The organism is Variovorax sp. MPBD4-3 (genome assembly GCF_058809745.1).
On record NZ_JBXASW010000006.1, the window covers coordinates 106,724 to 122,133 of the forward strand.

The window sequence follows — 15,410 nt, forward strand, 5'->3', positions numbered from 1 at the left end:
GGAGGGCAATTTAGGCCTCGCGGCCCGTGGCCGGCTTGATGTGGCGCAAGGCGGTGCGAAGGCGTCGCGGCGACCATCCGGCCATCGGGAATGTCCCCGTCGAAAGAACCGTCATGAAGATTCCGCCTGCCTTCGATGGTGGCGACCACGCGAAGCGCGGGCCGGCCGGCCGCGCCGCCGCAATCGTCTTGGGCATGCTCGCGCTGCTCGGGCCCCATGTCGCATGGTCGCAAGACCAGGCGTGCGCGCAGCGGACGCAGCCGTCGTCGCAGGGCGTGGACTTCGCCGCCGCGGCGGCTCGCCAGGCACCGGCCGTCGTCGGCGTGAGTGTGATCGGGCAGCGCGACGACTGGCCGACCGTCGACACCTCGGCGCGCGTGCCGGCACCGTTCGACCAGGCCCCGGGCCGTGGCCTGGCCTCGGGGTTCATCTTCAGCCGCGACGGTTATGTCCTCACCAGTGCGCATGCCGTGCTCGGCGCCCAGCAGGTCGTCGTGTCCACGGCCGACAGGCATCGCTTCGACGCCGTGATCGTCGGGCTCGACCGGCGCACCGATGTCGCGCTGCTCAAGATACCGGGCGGCGACCTCCCGACGGTGGCCGTCGACCGGACAGGCAAGCTCTGCCCTGGGGAATGGGTTGCCGCCATGGGCGCGCCCTTCGGATTCGAGCGCAGCGTGACGGCGGGCGTCGTCAGCGCGAATCCGCGCTACATGCCGGGCGGCGGCGGCGTGCCGCTGATACAGACGGACGTCGCGCTCAACCCGGGAAATTCGGGCGGTCCGCTGTTCGACGAACGAGGCGAGGTCGTGGGAATGAACTCGATGATCTACGCGGTTGGCGGCGGCTACATCGGCCTGTCGTTCAGCCTCCCGATCGATACGGTCATGCGCATCGCCGAAGAACTTCGCGCGACGGGGAAGGTCATGCGGGGACAGATCGGTGCCAGGACGCAGCCGCTGACGGACGAACTCGCCCCGGCCTTCGGCCTGGCGGCGGCGACAGGGGCCCTGATCGTGCGTGTCGATGCGGCAAGCCCGGCGGAGATCGCGGGCCTTCGCAGCGGGGATGTGATCCTTTCCGTCGACGCGGCGCAGCCGATGTCCTATGAAGACATCCAGAACCGCGTGTCCTCGGCCCGTCCCGGCAGCCGGCTGGCATTGAACGTCTGGCGCCACAGATCCGCGTTGCCGGTGCAGGTGGCGGTGGCACAAGGCGTGGCGGACGCCGTGCCGCAGGTCGCGCGGCGAACCGACATGCACGAGGTCCGGTTCGGCCTCGAACTCGCGGAGCGCAAGGGTCCGCCGGGCGTCGGGTTGCTCGACCCCGGGCTCTACGTCAAGTCCGTCACGGGCTCGGCGCAGCGGGCGGGACTGAGGTTCGGCGACATGGTGCTCGCGGTCAACGACGTGAGCGTCTCGGGACAGGCCGAGTTCGATGCGGCGATCAAATCCATCGGCGACGACGAGACCGTCGCATTGCTCATCATGCGCGGCAACGCCAGAGGCTTCGTGCCCATCGCGCCGCGCAGGTCGGGCGCAGTGTCGACGGCGCGCCGGCTGGATGCCGCCGGGCCCGCATCGGCCAACTGACAACCGGCGATGAAATCGATCAGCCACGGCGTCCTGATCTTCAATGGCGACGCGCAACTGCTGCTCTGCCACGCCACCGGCAGCCCGTACTGGGACATTCCCAAGGGCGGCGGCACGCTGACGGAAACCGGCCGGCAGACGGCTGTGCGGGAGACCTTCGAGGAATGCGGCCTGCGACTGCCGCCCGAAGACCTCCTGCCGCTGGGATGCTTCGCCTATCGAGCGGGAAAGGACCTGCAGCTCTACGCGGTCCTGAGCGGCAACTTCGATGCGCATGCGTGCACATGCGCCAGCCAGTTCGTCGACCGCCGCGGCCGGAGATGGATGCCTACTGGTGGGCGGGGTTCGACGAATTGCCGCAATGGTGCGCGAAGAGCCTGGTCGCCGTGCTGACGCGAGCACTCTCGCTGAACGCGATTCTGGCGCAACTGCAGGCGCTGAAACAGCAGCACACCGATGTTGATCCCGCGCAAGGTCACCAGGACTTCATCGCACAAGAATGAAGGCACGGACCGCCCCCCGCGCGGCGGAGTAGATCCGCTTTTTTTCCTCTCAATGCGAGAACGACAATGCCCTCACATCGCCGCACCTTTCTTCTGACCCTTGTCGCAACCGGTGGACTGATGTCCGTCACCGAGGCCTTCTCCCAGGCCGCGCTCGAAGAAAAGGATCCGCAGGCCGTGGCCCTCGGCTACGTCGCCGACACGACGAAGGCCGATGCCAGGAAGTACCCCAAGCACGACAACACGCAGGTCTGCAACGGCTGCGCGCTGTGGCAGTCCAAACCCACCGACGCCATGGGCAACTGCGCGCTGTTCGCGGGCAAGCCGGTCCACGCGAAAGGCTGGTGCAGCGCCTGGTCCAGGAAGGCCTGAATCCGGGTGGACCGGCGACACCTCACTCAGGCGTCACGAAGGGCGGAAGACACCAGGTCGGCCAGGAAGGCACCATGCGGGGACAGCGAGGCGTCCCGGCGTTTCACCAGAAAGAGCTCGCGCTGGATGTCGGGCGCCGTGATCGGAATGGCTCGCAGGCCGATGGCCCGCGCATCGAAGATCGATGGCAACACGGCTGTGAACCCCCAGTTCTGAACGAGGCCGAGCAGCGTCGACAGCTGGTCCACCTCCATATGCCAGGGTGTCGGCAATGAACGTCCTGCCAACTCGTCGTCGACCTGCAGCCGTGTGGAACTGAGCCTGTTGAGGCTGACGACACGGAGGTCCGGCAGGTCGGTCCACGCCAACGACTTTCGCCGCTTCAGGCGAGGATGCGAAGCACCGGCGATCAGGTTGAAGCCGTAGGAGGCGATGGGCCTTGCCTCGAGTGCCGGCCCGAACGACATGTGCGTGGACACGCCGAACTCGGCCACGCGCTCCTCGACCAGCGTCGCGATCGATGCCGCGATGCCGTCCCGGATCGACAGGAAAACCTTCGGATAGCGCTTCGAGAAATCCGGCAGCACCTGCGGCAGCTTCGAATAGGCCACGGTCGCCACCGTGGCGATCACCAGGGCGCCTTCCTCGCCTCTGGCAACGCGCGCGGCTTCGGTCAGGCCGCTGTCGAGCTCGCTGAGCAGCGGCACGACGCGTTCGTAGAGCGCCGCACCCGCAGGCGTCAGCAGCACCTTCCTGGTCGTGCGGTCGAACACCCGTCCGCCGATGGCGCGCTCGAGATTCTGGATACGCCGGCTGAGTGCGGACGGCGTGATGCAGAGCTGTTCGGCAGCGTCGGTGTAATGCCCGAGCCGTACCAGGCTGCAGAAGCCGCGAAGGTCATCGACGCTGTATTGGATGCGCATAACTCAACAATCGGTGCGTTTTATGCGTTTGACTCTATCAGAGGGCACTTCTAACCTCGGCAGCGACGACTCGATTCCTCATGAAGACTTCAGCAATCAATCTCAAATCGATAGGCAGCCTTTTCGTCGGCGGCAAGACGGCGGTACTGTCCGGTCTGCCAGTCGAGCACCGGAGCATGGTGCTCAACGGAGCGCCCCGCGAGGTCAACCCCAACGGCCATCACGTGTACGGGCAGATGTATGCCCAGCACTTCCAGCTGGCATCGCCCAGGCAAGCGCTGCCGGTCCTGCTGTGGCACGGCGGCGGCATGACGGGCGCGACATGGGAGACCACGCCCGACGGCCGCCCCGGCTGGCTCTGGCGCTTCCTCGAGGCCGGCTACGACGTGTTCTGTTGCGACGCGGCGGAGCGCGGGCGCGCGTCCTTCGCCATGTCGCCGCACATCTATCGCGAGCCGCCAGTCTTCCGGACGGCCGAGGAGGGATGGAAGACTTTCCGGATCGGCCGGCAATACGCGCGTGACAGCTCCGAACGCCACGTGTTTGCCGCCCAGCGCTTTCCGGTCGACTGCTTCGACGAGTTCACCAGGCAGTGGGTCCCCCGATGGCCGGCCCACGAGGACATGATCCTGGAGGCCTACGAGGCACTGGTGGCGCGCGTCGGAAAATGCATCGTCGTCGCACACAGCCAGGGCGCCGGCTTCGCCGTCGAGATTGCCAGGCGACGCCCGGACCTGGTGCAGCGCGTGGTCGCCGTCGAGCCCGGCGGCATGCCCGCCGTGCTGCCTTCGAAAGGCCTTCCGCCCCACCTCGTCGTCTGGGGCGACCACATTGCACCGTCCGGCAGCCACTGGATGGGCTATCGCAAACAGGCCGACGACTATTTCGCCGCCGTGTCCGAAACCGCGGACATCACCACTCTCGACTTGCCCGCTCAGGGAGTTCGCGGCAACTCCCATTTCCCAATGATGGACAGCAACAGCGACGACGTCTTCCAGCGCGTCGTCGCCTGGCTCGAACGCTGACATCTCCACAAAGAAAGAGACATCATGAAAATCATCTCGCGCCTCGCAGGCGTCGCCGCGCTTTGCGCCCTGTTCGCGGGCTCGCTGCCTGCAGCCCGTGCGGAATATCCCGAGCGCCCTGTGAAGCTGATCGTGCCGTATGCGCCCGGTGGCACCGTCGATGTGTTCGCGCGCATCATCGTCCCGGAGCTGGAATCGAAGATCGGCAAGCCGGTGATCGTCGAGAACATCCAGGGCGCGGGTGGGGCGATCGGCGTGGCGCGGGCGGTACGCTCGCCGAATGACGGCTACACCATCCTCATGGGCATCGTCTCGGACGTGGTTCTGGCCCCCCTGACGGAAAGCAGCGCCGGCTACACCTACAAGGACCTCGAGCCCATCGGGCCGCTCGGAACCAGCGGCCTCGGCGTCGTCGCCAATCCGGCGCTGAAGATACGCAACCTCTCGGAGCTGATCGCCTACGCGAAGAAGAACCCGGGCAAGGTGAGCTACGGCGCCACGGGCGCCGGCTCGCTGCCTGCGCTGGCCATGGAGGACTTCAAGAGGCGCGCGAAGGTGGACATGAACTTCATTCCCTACGCGAGCGCCTCGAAGATCGCGGTGGATGTCATGGGCGGCCACCTCGACGTGGGCGTCTCCGGGCTGCCCGCGCTGCTGGAGCACATCAAGGGCAACCGGCTCTCCGGCGTCGGCGTGCTGAGCAAGGACCGCGACCTGGGCAATAAGGACCTGCCGTCCGCAGGCGAAACGCCCGAGCTCAAAGGCGCCGATTTCTTCTTCTGGACCGGTCTCTTCGCGCCGAAGGGGACGCCTGCCCCCATCGTCAACAAACTCAACCTCGCCTTCGCCGAGGTGCTGAAGGAACAGAAGGTCAAGTCACGCTTCGCGGAACTGGGCGTCAAGATTTCCGATCCGGCGAATCCGCAGGCGTTCGGCGCATTCGTCGCGCAAAGCAGTGCGCAATACGAACAGCTCGTCAAGCAGAGCAACGCGCCCCGGAACTAGCGCAGATCGCGCGTGCAGGCATCGAGGCCCCGGACTGGCCTCCGGCTCCGGATCCAGGAGACACCGCATCACCGGCGCAGAGCCAGCGGCAGATGGTGTCGCCGCCGAACCGCAAGGGCGTGCGCTCATGCAGGAAGCCACAGGCAGCATCACCTTGCGCGTCCAACGGCACACCAGCGGCACATAACAGGGCGACGCGTTCCGACTCCGTGGTCCCGAAGGGAATTCGCACAGTGATGTCGGGCAGGCGGAAGTGACGTGCCATGGTTTTCCTCGTGTACGTGCTCATGGGTCATGCCGGTCTCGTGCCCCGCAATGCGATGAATTCGGGGCACTTCAGGAAGGCCGATTTCATCGCCCACGCGATCGAACGCGCTTGATCTGGATCAACGGTGTGCAGGCTGGCCGCACGGATACTGATCGTCCAACCTGCAATTCATCTTTGGAAGTCATGGCGCATCTCGTATGGAAAACCGAACTCGACACAGGAATCCGCGAGATCGATACCCAGCACCAACGCATCGTCCAGTACATCAATGCGCTGGGCGATGCGAAGCTGACGGACGATCAAAGGGCCGTCGGCAAGATCATCGACGAGGCGATTGACTACACCGCGTCGCACTTCGCCTTCGAGGAAGCCATGATCGAAGACGCCGGCTACTCGTTCGTGGGCCCGCACCGGAAGGTGCATGAGATCTTCGTGCGCCGCGTGGTCGAGTTTCGGACCCGTTTCGAGCGTGGCGAGGATGTGCTGGCCGAGCTCCACGACATGCTTTCGCGCTGGCTGTTCAACCACATTCGTCACGAGGACGGTGCCTATGTGCATACAGTGAAGGCGCATCTGCACGCCACGGCCTCATCGGCGGAAAAGATCGTCAGGGCGCAGGTCGGCAAGGAGCTGGCGCAAGGCAGCCCCGGTGCCCGCACCAGGCACGGCTGGCTGAAAAGATTGTTCGCCGGGTAATCATGCTGGCGAACTGGGGAGATCCACGGCCAGTGCGATGAGCGGTTCCCTTTTCGAGGAGCGATAGGCCATGTCCCCCAACCGCCTGCTGGCCCCGCCGTGCCGGCATCGACACCTGCCAGCAGCCTGTCAGCTACATGCACGCCGACTGCGACGTCTGCAAGGCCAAAGGGTTCCAGTCGCAGGTCAGGAGCAGCTGGCCATGCGCGGCTGGAAGCTTTTTCGCGCGCTCGAGGTGTCGTGCCGCTGACTCGACTCAGATGCCGCTGATCACTGCATCGAGCGCGGCCACGAAATCGTTCGCCTGCGGCCGCAAGCTGCCCTGGACGGGACCCAGATCCTTGACCCGAAAGGGTGCGGCCAGATGCGGCAATGCCACCAACGTCGATCCGTTCCAGCCGATGATCGGGCAAAGAGACCGCGGCATCGCCGCCGGCATGTGGGCACGCAGTGCCAGCGGTATCACGAGGCGAGTCGGGAGCTTGTCGAGGATGTCGCTCTGGATGTCCACCATCCAGGGAATTTCGCCACGCTGGGTCTTGGATGGATTGGCATAGACGTCGAACTGGGCCATCGCGCGATCCCCTCACCAGGGACGGTAGTCCTCGCCGAAAACGCCCACGCGATCAATGAGTCCGTTCTGGGCGGCAATCCATTCCGCATAGGTTTCATTGAATTCGCGCTTTCGCTGGCCGAGCGTCTTCGTCCGTTCCAGCGCCTCGAGTTCGGCATAACGGGCGGCCGAGACGATCACGACTGCGACGCGGTCGTTCTTCATCACCTGCACGGGCTCGCGCTCTGCCTGACTCAGGTAGTAGCCAAAACGGTTTTTGGCATCCGTGGCACTGACTTGCATGATTGGGCTTGAATGGGAGGATTAGCCATTTTAGCCATTCTCCGAAAGCAGCGCGCTTAGAAACCCCGCATCTAAGCTCATGCGGATGAAGTATTTGCAATTCACATGCTAAATGCTTCATGATGATGAAAATGGATACTGAATCCCATGGAACTCCGGCAGCTTGAAGCCTTCGCCGCCGTCATGTCGACCGGCAGCGTCACGGGCGCCGCCCGACTGCTGGCGCGCTCGCAGCCGGCGGTGTCGCGCCTGGTGCAGGAACTCGAAGCCGAGATCGGCTATGCGTTGTTCACCCGCCACGGCCCCCGGGTGACGCCGACGGAGCAGGGTTTCCTGCTCTATGAAGATGTAGACCGCGCCCTCGGCAGCCTGCAGCAGATCCACTTGCGCGCGGCCGAGATCGCGCGCGGCAATGCCCAGCCGCTGCTGCTGGCCGCCACCTCCGCGCTGGCGCTCGGGCTGCTGCCGCGGGCATTGCGGCAAATGGAGGCGCAGGCCGGCACCATGCCCATCCATCTGCGCAGTGCCTCGGCCGAACAGGTGGTGCACGCGGTGCTCAGCGGCGCGGCGCAGCTCGGCGCGAGCAGCCTGCCGCTGGAGCACCGCGGGCTGGAAGTGCACTGGATCGGACAGATGCCCTGCGTGGCCGTGCTGCCGCAGGACGATCCGCTGGCGGCGCTCGAGGTCGTGCCGCTGGAGGCGCTGGCGCAGCGCCGCATCATCACGATGAGCAACCCGTTTCGCCTGCGCCACCGGCTCGACGCCACGCTGGCGCGCGCCGGCCATTCGCCGGCGCGGCGCGACGCGCTGATCGAGACCAATTCTTCGGTCAACGCCCAGGCGCTGGCCCGCGCCGGGCTCGGCGTGGCCGTGCTGGAGCCGCTCACCGCCTGCGGCGCGCCGCTCGAAGGCCTGGCCGTGCGGCCGCTGGATACCGACATTCCCTTCGTCTTTGGCGTGGTCACGCCGCAGGCCAAGCCGATCACGGCGCCGGTGCGCGCGCTGATCGATGCGCTGCTGGCCGCCGCCAGCGAGCTGCCGCATTTCGTGCAGCACGACGTGTCGGCGCACGCGGCGCTGCTGCGCACCCTGTACGGCGGCGGCGATGCCGCCGCGGACGAAGAAAGCATTTCCTGAAAGCCCCTGTGACGAACGTACCCCTCGGCCTTCACGCGCTCGAAGCGCGCCTGCGGCAAGACCTGTCGTGGCTCGGCCTGCCCGCAAAACGCTGGGTGCCCCCCAACCCGGCGCACGGCGATGCGCTGCTGGACGTCGCCATCGTCGGCGGCGGCATGGCGGGCCTCGCGCTGCTCGCGACGCTCAAGCACCTGGGCGTGCACGCCCGCATCTACGACCGCTCGCCGGCCGGATTCGAAGGCCCCTGGGCCACCACCGCGCGCATGGAAACGCTGCGCTCGCCCAAGGAACTCACCGGCCCCGCGCTGGGCCTGCCGGCGCTGACCTTCCGCGCCTGGTTCGAGGCGCAGTGGGGCCTGGCGGCCTGGGACGCGCTCGACAAGATCCCGCGCCTGCAATGGGCCGAGTACCTGCGCTGGTACCGCCGCGTGCTCGAGCTCGACGTGCGCAACGAGCAGCAGGTGAGGGCGGTGCTGCCGCGCGCCGACGGCGTGGTGCAGCTCGACCTGGCCGATCTCGCCGCGGGCGGCGGGCACTACAGCGTGCAGGCGCGCCACGTCGTGCTCGCGACCGGCCGCGACGGCCTCGGCGGTGCCTGGGTGCCCGACTGGGCGGCTTCGCTGCCGCGCGATCGCTGGGCCCATTCGTCCGAACGCTGGGACGCCCAAAGCCTGCGCGGCAAGCGTGTCGCCGTGGTCGGCGGCGGCGCCTCGGCGATGGACGCCGCCGCGAGCGCGCTCGAAGCCGGTGCCGCGCGCGTCGACCTGCTGATCCGCCGCGCCGACCTGCCGCGCGTCAACAAGGGCAAGGGCGCGGGCAGCCCGGGCATGGTCCACGGCTTCTGGCAACTGCCCGACGAATGGAAGTGGCGCATCCGCCACTACATCAACGTGCAGCAGGTGCCGCCGCCGCACGGCAGCACGCTGCGCGTGTCGCGCCATGCGAACGCGCATTTCCAGCTCGGCACGCCGGTGCTCGGCGCCGCGCAGCGGGCCGACGGCGCGCTGCGCCTGGACACGGCCAAGGGCCCGCTGGCGGCCGACTTCGTCGTGTTCAGCACGGGTTTTCGCACCGACTGGGCGCTGCGGCCCGAGTTCGCCGCGTTCTCTTCACAGGTGCGCGTCTGGCAGGACCGCTTCGCGCCGCCCGAAGGCATGGCCGACAGCGAGCTCGCCGAATCTCCCGACCTCGGGCCGCTGTTCGAGTTCCAGGAGAAGACGCCCGGCGCCTGCCCCGGGCTGGAGCGCGTGCACTGCTTCAACTATGCCGCCTCGCTCTCGCACGGCGCCGCGGCCGGCGACATCCCGCAGATCACCGACGGCGCACAGCGCCTGGCACGCGGCCTCGCGGCCAGACTGCTGAGCGAGGACGCCGGCCAGCACTTCGCCGCCATGCAGCGCTACGCCGAGCCCGAGCTCGACGGCGACGAATGGACCCCCTCGGAGCTGCCGCCGTACATCGAAGCCGGCGACCGCGAGGTGTCGCCATGACTGGCTGGCTCCTGCGCCGCGTGCTGCAGGCGCTGGGCGTCGTGGTGGCGATGACGGTGATCGTCTTCATCGGCCTGCATGCCATCGGCAACCCGATCGACATCCTCATCGGCGAGGACATGAACCAGCAGGAGCGCCTGGCCGCCATCGCGCGGCTCGGGCTCGACCAGCCGCTGTGGCGCCAGTACCTGGCCTTCGTCGACGGCGCGCTGCACGGCAGCCTGGGGCGCAGCTTCGTCTACCAGGAAGACGCCGTTCGCCTGATCCTGCAGCGCCTGCCGGCCACGATGGAGCTGGCCTTCGCGGCGCTGCTCATGGCCATCATGGTGGGCGTGCCGCTGGGGCTGTTCGCGGGCATGAAGCCCGAGCATCCGGTGTCGCGCACGCTGATGGCCACCAGCATCGTCGGCTTCTCGCTGCCGGCCTTCTGGGTCGCGCTGATGCTGATCATGGTGTTCAGCGTGCAGCTCGGCTGGCTCCCCGCGAGCGGACGCGGCGCCACGCGCGAGCTGTTCGGCGTGCAGTGGTCCTGGCTCACGCTCGACGGCTGGCAGCACCTGCTGCTGCCGGCCTTCAACCTGGCGCTTTTCAAGATCTCGCTGGTGCTGCGGCTCACGCGCGCCGGCGTGCGCGAGGTGCTGCCGCAGGACTACGTGAAGTTCGCGCGCGCCAAGGGCCTCACGCCCACGCGCGTGGTGCTGATGCACGTGATGCGCAACACCATGATCCCGCTGGTCACGGTGCTGGGGCTGGAACTGGGCGCGACCATCGCCTATGCGGTGGTCACCGAGAGCATCTTCGCCTGGCCGGGCGCCGGCAAGCTGATCCTCGACAGCATCAACTCGCTCGACCGCCCGGTGGTGGTGGCCTACCTGATGGTGGTGGTCGTGATCTTCGTGACGCTGAACCTCATCGTCGACCTGCTCTACAAGCTGCTCGACCCGCGCGTGCGGCTGGAGGGCGCGAAATGAGCGCAGTGAAAAGCTACGACGAGCGCTCCATCTGGTGGCGCGTGGCCGCCGACTTCCTGCATTCGCGCATCGCCGTCGGCGGGCTGGTGGTGCTGGGCATCGTGGTGCTGGCCGCGCTGCTCGCGCCGTGGATCACGCCGCAGAACCCCTACGACCTGCTGCAGCTCGACGTGCTCGACGCGCGCCTGCCGCCGGGCTCGCACAGCAGCGAGGGCGGCTACACCTACTGGCTCGGCACCGACGGGCAGGGCCGCGACCTGTACTCGGCCATCGTCTACGGGCTGCGCATCAGCCTGACGGTGGGCGTGGGCTCGGCGCTGATCGCCGCGGTGGTCGGCACGCTGGTCGGCCTCATTGCCGCCTATGCCGGCGGCAAGGTCGACGCGCTGCTGATGCGGCTGGTCGACCTGCTGCTGTCGTTTCCGACCATCCTGATGGCGCTGATGATCCTGGCCTACGTCGGCAAGGGCGTGGGCAACGTGATGCTCACGCTGGTGCTGCTGGAGTGGGCCTACTACGCGCGCACCGCCCGCGGCCAGGCGCTGGTCGAGGCGCGGCGCGAGTACGTGGACGCGGCGCAGGGGCAGGGCATTCCGCGCTGGCGCATCGTCACCGGCCACATCCTGCCGAACTGCCTGCCGCCGCTGCTGGTGATCGGCGCGCTGCAGATCGCGCGCGCCATCACGCTGGAGGCCACGCTGTCCTTCCTGGGGCTGGGCGTGCCGATCACCGAGCCGTCGCTGGGGCTGCTGATCTCCAACGGCTACCAATACCTGCTGTCCAACGAATACTGGATCAGCTTCTTCCCCGGCGTCGCCTTGCTGGCCGCCATCGTCGCGATCAACCTGGTCGGTGACCAGCTGCGCGACGTGCTCAACCCGAGGCTGCAGAAATGAGCGCCGTTCCCGTGCAAGACCTCGAGGTGCCGACGCTTGAGGTGCGCAACCTGCAGACGCGCTTCCACACGCGCGCCGGCGTGCTGCCGGTGGTCGACGGCGTGTCCTTCACGCTGGGGCGCGGCAAGGTGCTGGGCCTGGTGGGCGAGTCGGGCTCGGGCAAGTCGGTCACCGGCTTCTCGATCATGGGCCTGGTCGATCCGCCAGGAAAGGTCGAGGGCGGGCAGGTGCTGTTCCAGGGCCGCGAACTCACGCAGCTGGCGGCAACCGAGCGGCGCGAGCTGCGCGGCAACCGCATCGCGATGATCTTCCAGGATCCGATGGCCACGCTCAACCCGGTGCTGCGGGTCGACACCCAGATGATCGAGGCGGTGAAGGCGCACAAGCGCGTCTCCACCGAAGAGGCACGCCGCCATGCGCGCGACACGCTGGGGCTGATGGGCATCCCGAGCCCAGAAGAGCGCCTGCGCGCCTACCCGCACCAGCTCTCGGGCGGCATGCGCCAGCGCGTGGCGATCGCCATCGCGATGCTGCACGGCCCCAACCTGATCATTGCGGACGAGCCGACCACCGCGCTGGACGTGACGATCCAGGCGCAGATCCTCTCCGAAGTGCAGAAGCTGGTGCGCGACACCGGCACCTCTCTGATCTGGATCAGCCACGACCTCTCGGTGGTGGCGAGCCTGGCCGACGAGATCGCCGTGATGTATGCCGGTCGCATCGTCGAGCACGGCACGGTGGCCGACGTACTCGACCATCCGCAGCATCCGTACACGCGCGGGCTGATCGACAGCCTGCCGAGTGCCAACGAGCGCGGGGCGCGGCTGCGCCAGATCCCGGGCATGACGCCGAGCCTGCTCGGCATGCCGGCCGGCTGCGCCTTCGCGCCGCGCTGCCCGCATGCGGATGCGGCCTGCGAAACGCGGCCCGGGGTTTCGCGCCCGCGGCATGACGCGCCCTGGCACGAGGTGCGCTGCTTTCATCCGCAGCGCGACAAGCCCGTGCGCACGTTGCCGGCCGCGCTGCCCGCCGCGGCGCGCGCCCCCGTGCAGGACAACGATGTGCCGCTGGTCGAACTGCGCCAGGTCGCGCAGCGTTTTGGCGTCGCGCCGCCGCCCGGTGCTGTCGGCCGTGCGTTGCGCAGCGTGGGCATGAGCAAGCCGCCGGTGGTCACGCACGCTGTCGATGTGGTCGACCTGTCGGTACGGCCCGGCGAGGTGGTCGGCCTGGTCGGCGAGTCCGGCTGCGGCAAGTCGACGCTGGGCCGCATCGCCGCGGGCCTGCTGGCACCGACGGAGGGTGAAGTGATCGTCGGCGGCAAGCCCGTGGCGAGCCTTTCGGCCGAAGAGCAGCTGGCGGCACGCCTGCGCATCCAGATGGTGTTCCAGGACCCGTATGCGAGCCTGAACCCGCGCCTGCGCGTCTCGCGCATCGTGGGCGAGGCGGCGCTGCTCCACGGGCTGACCGATGCGGCGGGGCAGGACGACTACGTGAGCGCCCAGCTGCAACGCGCGGGGCTCGACCCCGCGCTGCGCCATCGCTACCCGCACCAGTTCAGCGGCGGCCAGCGCCAGCGCATCGGCATTGCGCGGGCGCTCGCGGTGCAGCCTTCGATGCTGGTGTGCGACGAAGCGGTGGCGGCGCTGGACGTGTCGATCCAGGCGCAGATCCTCAACCTCTTCATGGACCTGCGCGACCAGCTCGGGCTGGCGTACCTCTTCATCAGCCACGACCTGGGCGTGATCGAGCATCTGTGCGACCGCGTGGTCGTGATGTACCTCGGCCGCGTGGTCGAAAGCGCGCCGGTGGCCGAGCTGTTCGCGCGGCCGGCCCATCCGTACACGCAGGCGCTGCTGGCCGAGATTCCGAGCATCGACGCGCGGCGCACCACCTTCAGCGCGATCCGCGGCGAGATCCCGAGCCCGATCGCGCCGCCCTCGGGCTGCCACTTTCATCCGCGGTGTCCCAAGGCGATGCCGCGCTGCCGCACCGAGGTGCCGCAGCTGCGCGGCATCGCGATCCGGCATGCCACAGCCTGCCACCTCTACGACACCAACTGACCTCCCGATTCACTGTCTTCGCCAAAGGATCTTCATGAACCGCCTGCTCCCCATCGCCGCCGCCGCACTGCTCGCCGCCGGCGCGCTGGCCTCCGTATCGGCCTCCGCCCAGACGCTGTCCATCGGCTTCGCCGACCCGATCTCATCGGTCGACCCCGAGCTCAACAACCACGCGGGCGACCGATCGCTGGCGCTGCATTTCTGGGACTCGATCATCAATTCGCGCGACGGCGGCAAGCTGGAGCCCGCGCTCGCGTCGAGCTGGAAGACGCTGGATGACAAGACCTGGGAATTCAAGCTGCGCACCGACATCAAGTGGCAGGACGGCACGCCCTTCACGGCCGACGACATCGTGTTCTCCTTCCAGCGCGCGCGCAACGTGCCGGGCAGCGTGGCCTCGTATTCGGGCGCGCTGCGCTCGGTGGAGTCCGCCACCGCCAAGGACCCGGCCACGCTGATCGTCAAGACCACCACGCCCAACCCGATGCTGCCGCTGGAGATCGCATCGATCTACATCGTGAGCAAGCATGTCGGCGAGAAGTCGAAGACCGAGGACTACAACGCGGGCCGCGCCGTGGTCGGCACCGGCCCCTACAAGTTCATCTCCTACGTGCCGGGCGACCGCACGGTGTTCGAGCGCAACCCCGGCTACTATGGCCCGAAGCCGCTGTGGGAGAAGGTCAACTACCGCTTCATCAACAACGGCGCGGCGCGCACGGCCGCGCTGCTGGCCGGCGACGTGGACGTGATCGACAAGGTCGCCGTGACCGACGTGGAGAAGCTGCGCAAGGACCCGAAGGTCAGCGTGTACACCTACCCGGGCCTGCGCGTGCTGCTGCTGCAACCCACCTTCAAGCCCGGCCCGAACGAGTTCATCACCGACAACGCAGGCAAGCCGCTCGAGAAGAACCCGCTGCTCGACGTGAAGGTGCGACAGGCGCTGTCGCTCTCGATCAACCGCAAGGCCATCGTCGACCGCGTGCTGCAGGGCACCGTGACCGAGGCCAACCAGTGGATGCCCAAGGGCAGCTTCGGCTACAACCCCGAAGTCAAGGACGTCGCCTACAACCCCGAGCAGGCGAAGAAGCTGCTGGCAGAAGCCGGCTTCCCGCAGGGCTTCCAGATCGCGATCCACGTGCCCGGCGACCGCTACCCGCAGGCGCCCGAGACGGTGCAGGCCGTGGCGCAGTTCTGGAGCCGCATCGGCGTGAAGACCAAGGTCGAGGTGGTGCCGTGGGCCGTGTACTCGAGCCGCGCCAACAAGAACGAATATGCGGTCAGCGTGATCGCCTGGGGCAACGGCACGGGCGAAGCCGGCTACGGGCTGCTGCAGACGCTGACCACGCCCGACGCCAAGCGCGGCCGCGGCTCCAACAACTGGGGCCGCTACAGCAACGAGTCGGTCGACAAGGCGCTGGACGCCGCCACCGTCGAGTTCGATGCCAAGCGCCGCGAAGCCATCTTCCGCCACGCCGCCAAGCTGGTGACCGACGACGTGGGCCAGATCCCGCTTTACCACTACCAGAACATCTGGGCCGCGAAGAAGGGCCTGAAGGTGGTGCCGCTGCTGAGCGACCGCACGACGGCGATGCAGGTCACGCCGGTCAAGTGAGGGC

15 protein-coding genes and 1 pseudogene are annotated in these 15,410 nt (G+C 67.8%); 13 read left to right on the forward strand and 3 right to left on the reverse strand.

Annotation, left to right across the window (positions count from 1 at the left end):
- Positions 1–113: 113 nt before the first annotated feature.
- From AC1RVW_RS05485 to AC1RVW_RS05495, 3 genes are all read left to right on the forward strand, one after another.
- Positions 114–1,592: a trypsin-like peptidase domain-containing protein gene (locus AC1RVW_RS05485; RefSeq protein WP_493198495.1), complete on the forward strand. Its 1,479-nt coding sequence runs from the start codon at positions 114–116 to the stop codon at positions 1,590–1,592.
- Between the two features lie 9 nt (positions 1,593–1,601).
- Positions 1,602–1,985: an NUDIX domain-containing protein gene (locus tag AC1RVW_RS05490; RefSeq protein ID WP_493198496.1), complete on the forward strand. Its 384-nt coding sequence runs from the start codon at positions 1,602–1,604 to the stop codon at positions 1,983–1,985.
- Positions 1,986–2,215: 230 nt separating this feature from the next.
- A complete protein-coding gene (locus tag AC1RVW_RS05495) occupies positions 2,216–2,467 on the forward strand; it encodes a high-potential iron-sulfur protein (protein ID WP_493198498.1) in 252 nt (83 codons plus the stop codon).
- A 26-nt stretch (positions 2,468–2,493) separates the two neighbouring features.
- Here AC1RVW_RS05495 and AC1RVW_RS05500 read toward each other — a convergent pair whose 3' ends face one another.
- The gene (locus tag AC1RVW_RS05500) at positions 2,494–3,390 is read right to left on the reverse strand and encodes a LysR family transcriptional regulator (protein ID WP_493198500.1); all 897 of its coding nucleotides are present in this window, start codon (positions 3,388–3,390) and stop codon (positions 2,494–2,496) included.
- Positions 3,391–3,470: 80 nt separating this feature from the next.
- Here AC1RVW_RS05500 and AC1RVW_RS05505 point away from each other — a divergent pair, with 80 nt between their 5' ends.
- From AC1RVW_RS05505 to AC1RVW_RS05515, 3 genes are all read left to right on the forward strand, one after another.
- Positions 3,471–4,415, forward strand: coding sequence for an alpha/beta hydrolase (locus tag AC1RVW_RS05505; RefSeq protein WP_493198502.1), 945 nt, complete (start codon positions 3,471–3,473; stop codon positions 4,413–4,415).
- Between the two features lie 120 nt (positions 4,416–4,535).
- Positions 4,536–5,420 carry a Bug family tripartite tricarboxylate transporter substrate binding protein gene (locus AC1RVW_RS05510; protein ID WP_493198504.1) on the forward strand — a complete coding sequence of 295 codons (885 nt, stop codon included), beginning with the start codon at positions 4,536–4,538 and terminating at the stop codon, positions 5,418–5,420.
- 376 nt (positions 5,421–5,796) lie between these two features.
- Complete coding sequence (locus tag AC1RVW_RS05515) at positions 5,797–6,384, forward strand: bacteriohemerythrin (protein ID WP_253819836.1); 588 nt, start codon at positions 5,797–5,799, stop codon at positions 6,382–6,384.
- Positions 6,385–6,640: 256 nt separating this feature from the next.
- Here AC1RVW_RS05515 and AC1RVW_RS05520 read toward each other — a convergent pair whose 3' ends face one another.
- Together AC1RVW_RS05520 and AC1RVW_RS05525 are read right to left on the reverse strand one after the other, a co-directional pair.
- Positions 6,641–6,958, reverse strand: coding sequence for a CcdB family protein (locus AC1RVW_RS05520; protein ID WP_081267703.1), 318 nt, complete (start codon positions 6,956–6,958; stop codon positions 6,641–6,643).
- Positions 6,959–6,970: 12 nt separating this feature from the next.
- A complete protein-coding gene (locus AC1RVW_RS05525; protein WP_081267702.1) occupies positions 6,971–7,240 on the reverse strand; it encodes a type II toxin-antitoxin system prevent-host-death family antitoxin in 270 nt (89 codons plus the stop codon).
- 147 nt (positions 7,241–7,387) lie between these two features.
- Between AC1RVW_RS05525 and AC1RVW_RS05530 the strand changes: the two genes are divergently transcribed.
- From AC1RVW_RS05530 to AC1RVW_RS05560, 7 genes and pseudogenes are all read left to right on the forward strand, one after another.
- Positions 7,388–8,377: a LysR family transcriptional regulator gene (locus tag AC1RVW_RS05530; protein WP_493198507.1), complete on the forward strand. Its 990-nt coding sequence runs from the start codon at positions 7,388–7,390 to the stop codon at positions 8,375–8,377.
- A complete protein-coding gene (locus AC1RVW_RS05535) occupies positions 8,374–9,867 on the forward strand; it encodes a SidA/IucD/PvdA family monooxygenase (RefSeq protein ID WP_493198612.1) in 1,494 nt (497 codons plus the stop codon). The genes AC1RVW_RS05530 and AC1RVW_RS05535 overlap by 4 nt, the downstream gene beginning before the upstream one ends.
- Complete coding sequence (locus AC1RVW_RS05540; RefSeq protein ID WP_081267699.1) at positions 9,864–10,838, forward strand: ABC transporter permease; 975 nt, start codon at positions 9,864–9,866, stop codon at positions 10,836–10,838. The genes AC1RVW_RS05535 and AC1RVW_RS05540 overlap by 4 nt, the downstream gene beginning before the upstream one ends.
- Positions 10,835–11,734 carry an ABC transporter permease gene (locus tag AC1RVW_RS05545; RefSeq protein ID WP_081267698.1) on the forward strand — a complete coding sequence of 300 codons (900 nt, stop codon included), beginning with the start codon at positions 10,835–10,837 and terminating at the stop codon, positions 11,732–11,734. Before AC1RVW_RS05540 ends, AC1RVW_RS05545 begins: the two co-directional genes overlap by 4 nt.
- A pseudogene (locus AC1RVW_RS05550) lies at positions 11,731–12,771 on the forward strand (ABC transporter ATP-binding protein); the annotation flags it as partial. The gene AC1RVW_RS05545 and the pseudogene AC1RVW_RS05550, both read left to right, overlap by 4 nt.
- Before the next feature lie 9 nt (positions 12,772–12,780).
- On the forward strand, positions 12,781–13,794 hold the full coding sequence (locus AC1RVW_RS05555; protein WP_493198613.1) for an ABC transporter ATP-binding protein: 1,014 nt from the start codon (positions 12,781–12,783) through the stop codon (positions 13,792–13,794).
- A gap of 34 nt (positions 13,795–13,828) precedes the next feature.
- The gene (locus AC1RVW_RS05560) at positions 13,829–15,406 is read left to right on the forward strand and encodes an ABC transporter substrate-binding protein (protein WP_493198509.1); all 1,578 of its coding nucleotides are present in this window, start codon (positions 13,829–13,831) and stop codon (positions 15,404–15,406) included.
- Positions 15,407–15,410: the final 4 nt, after the last annotated feature.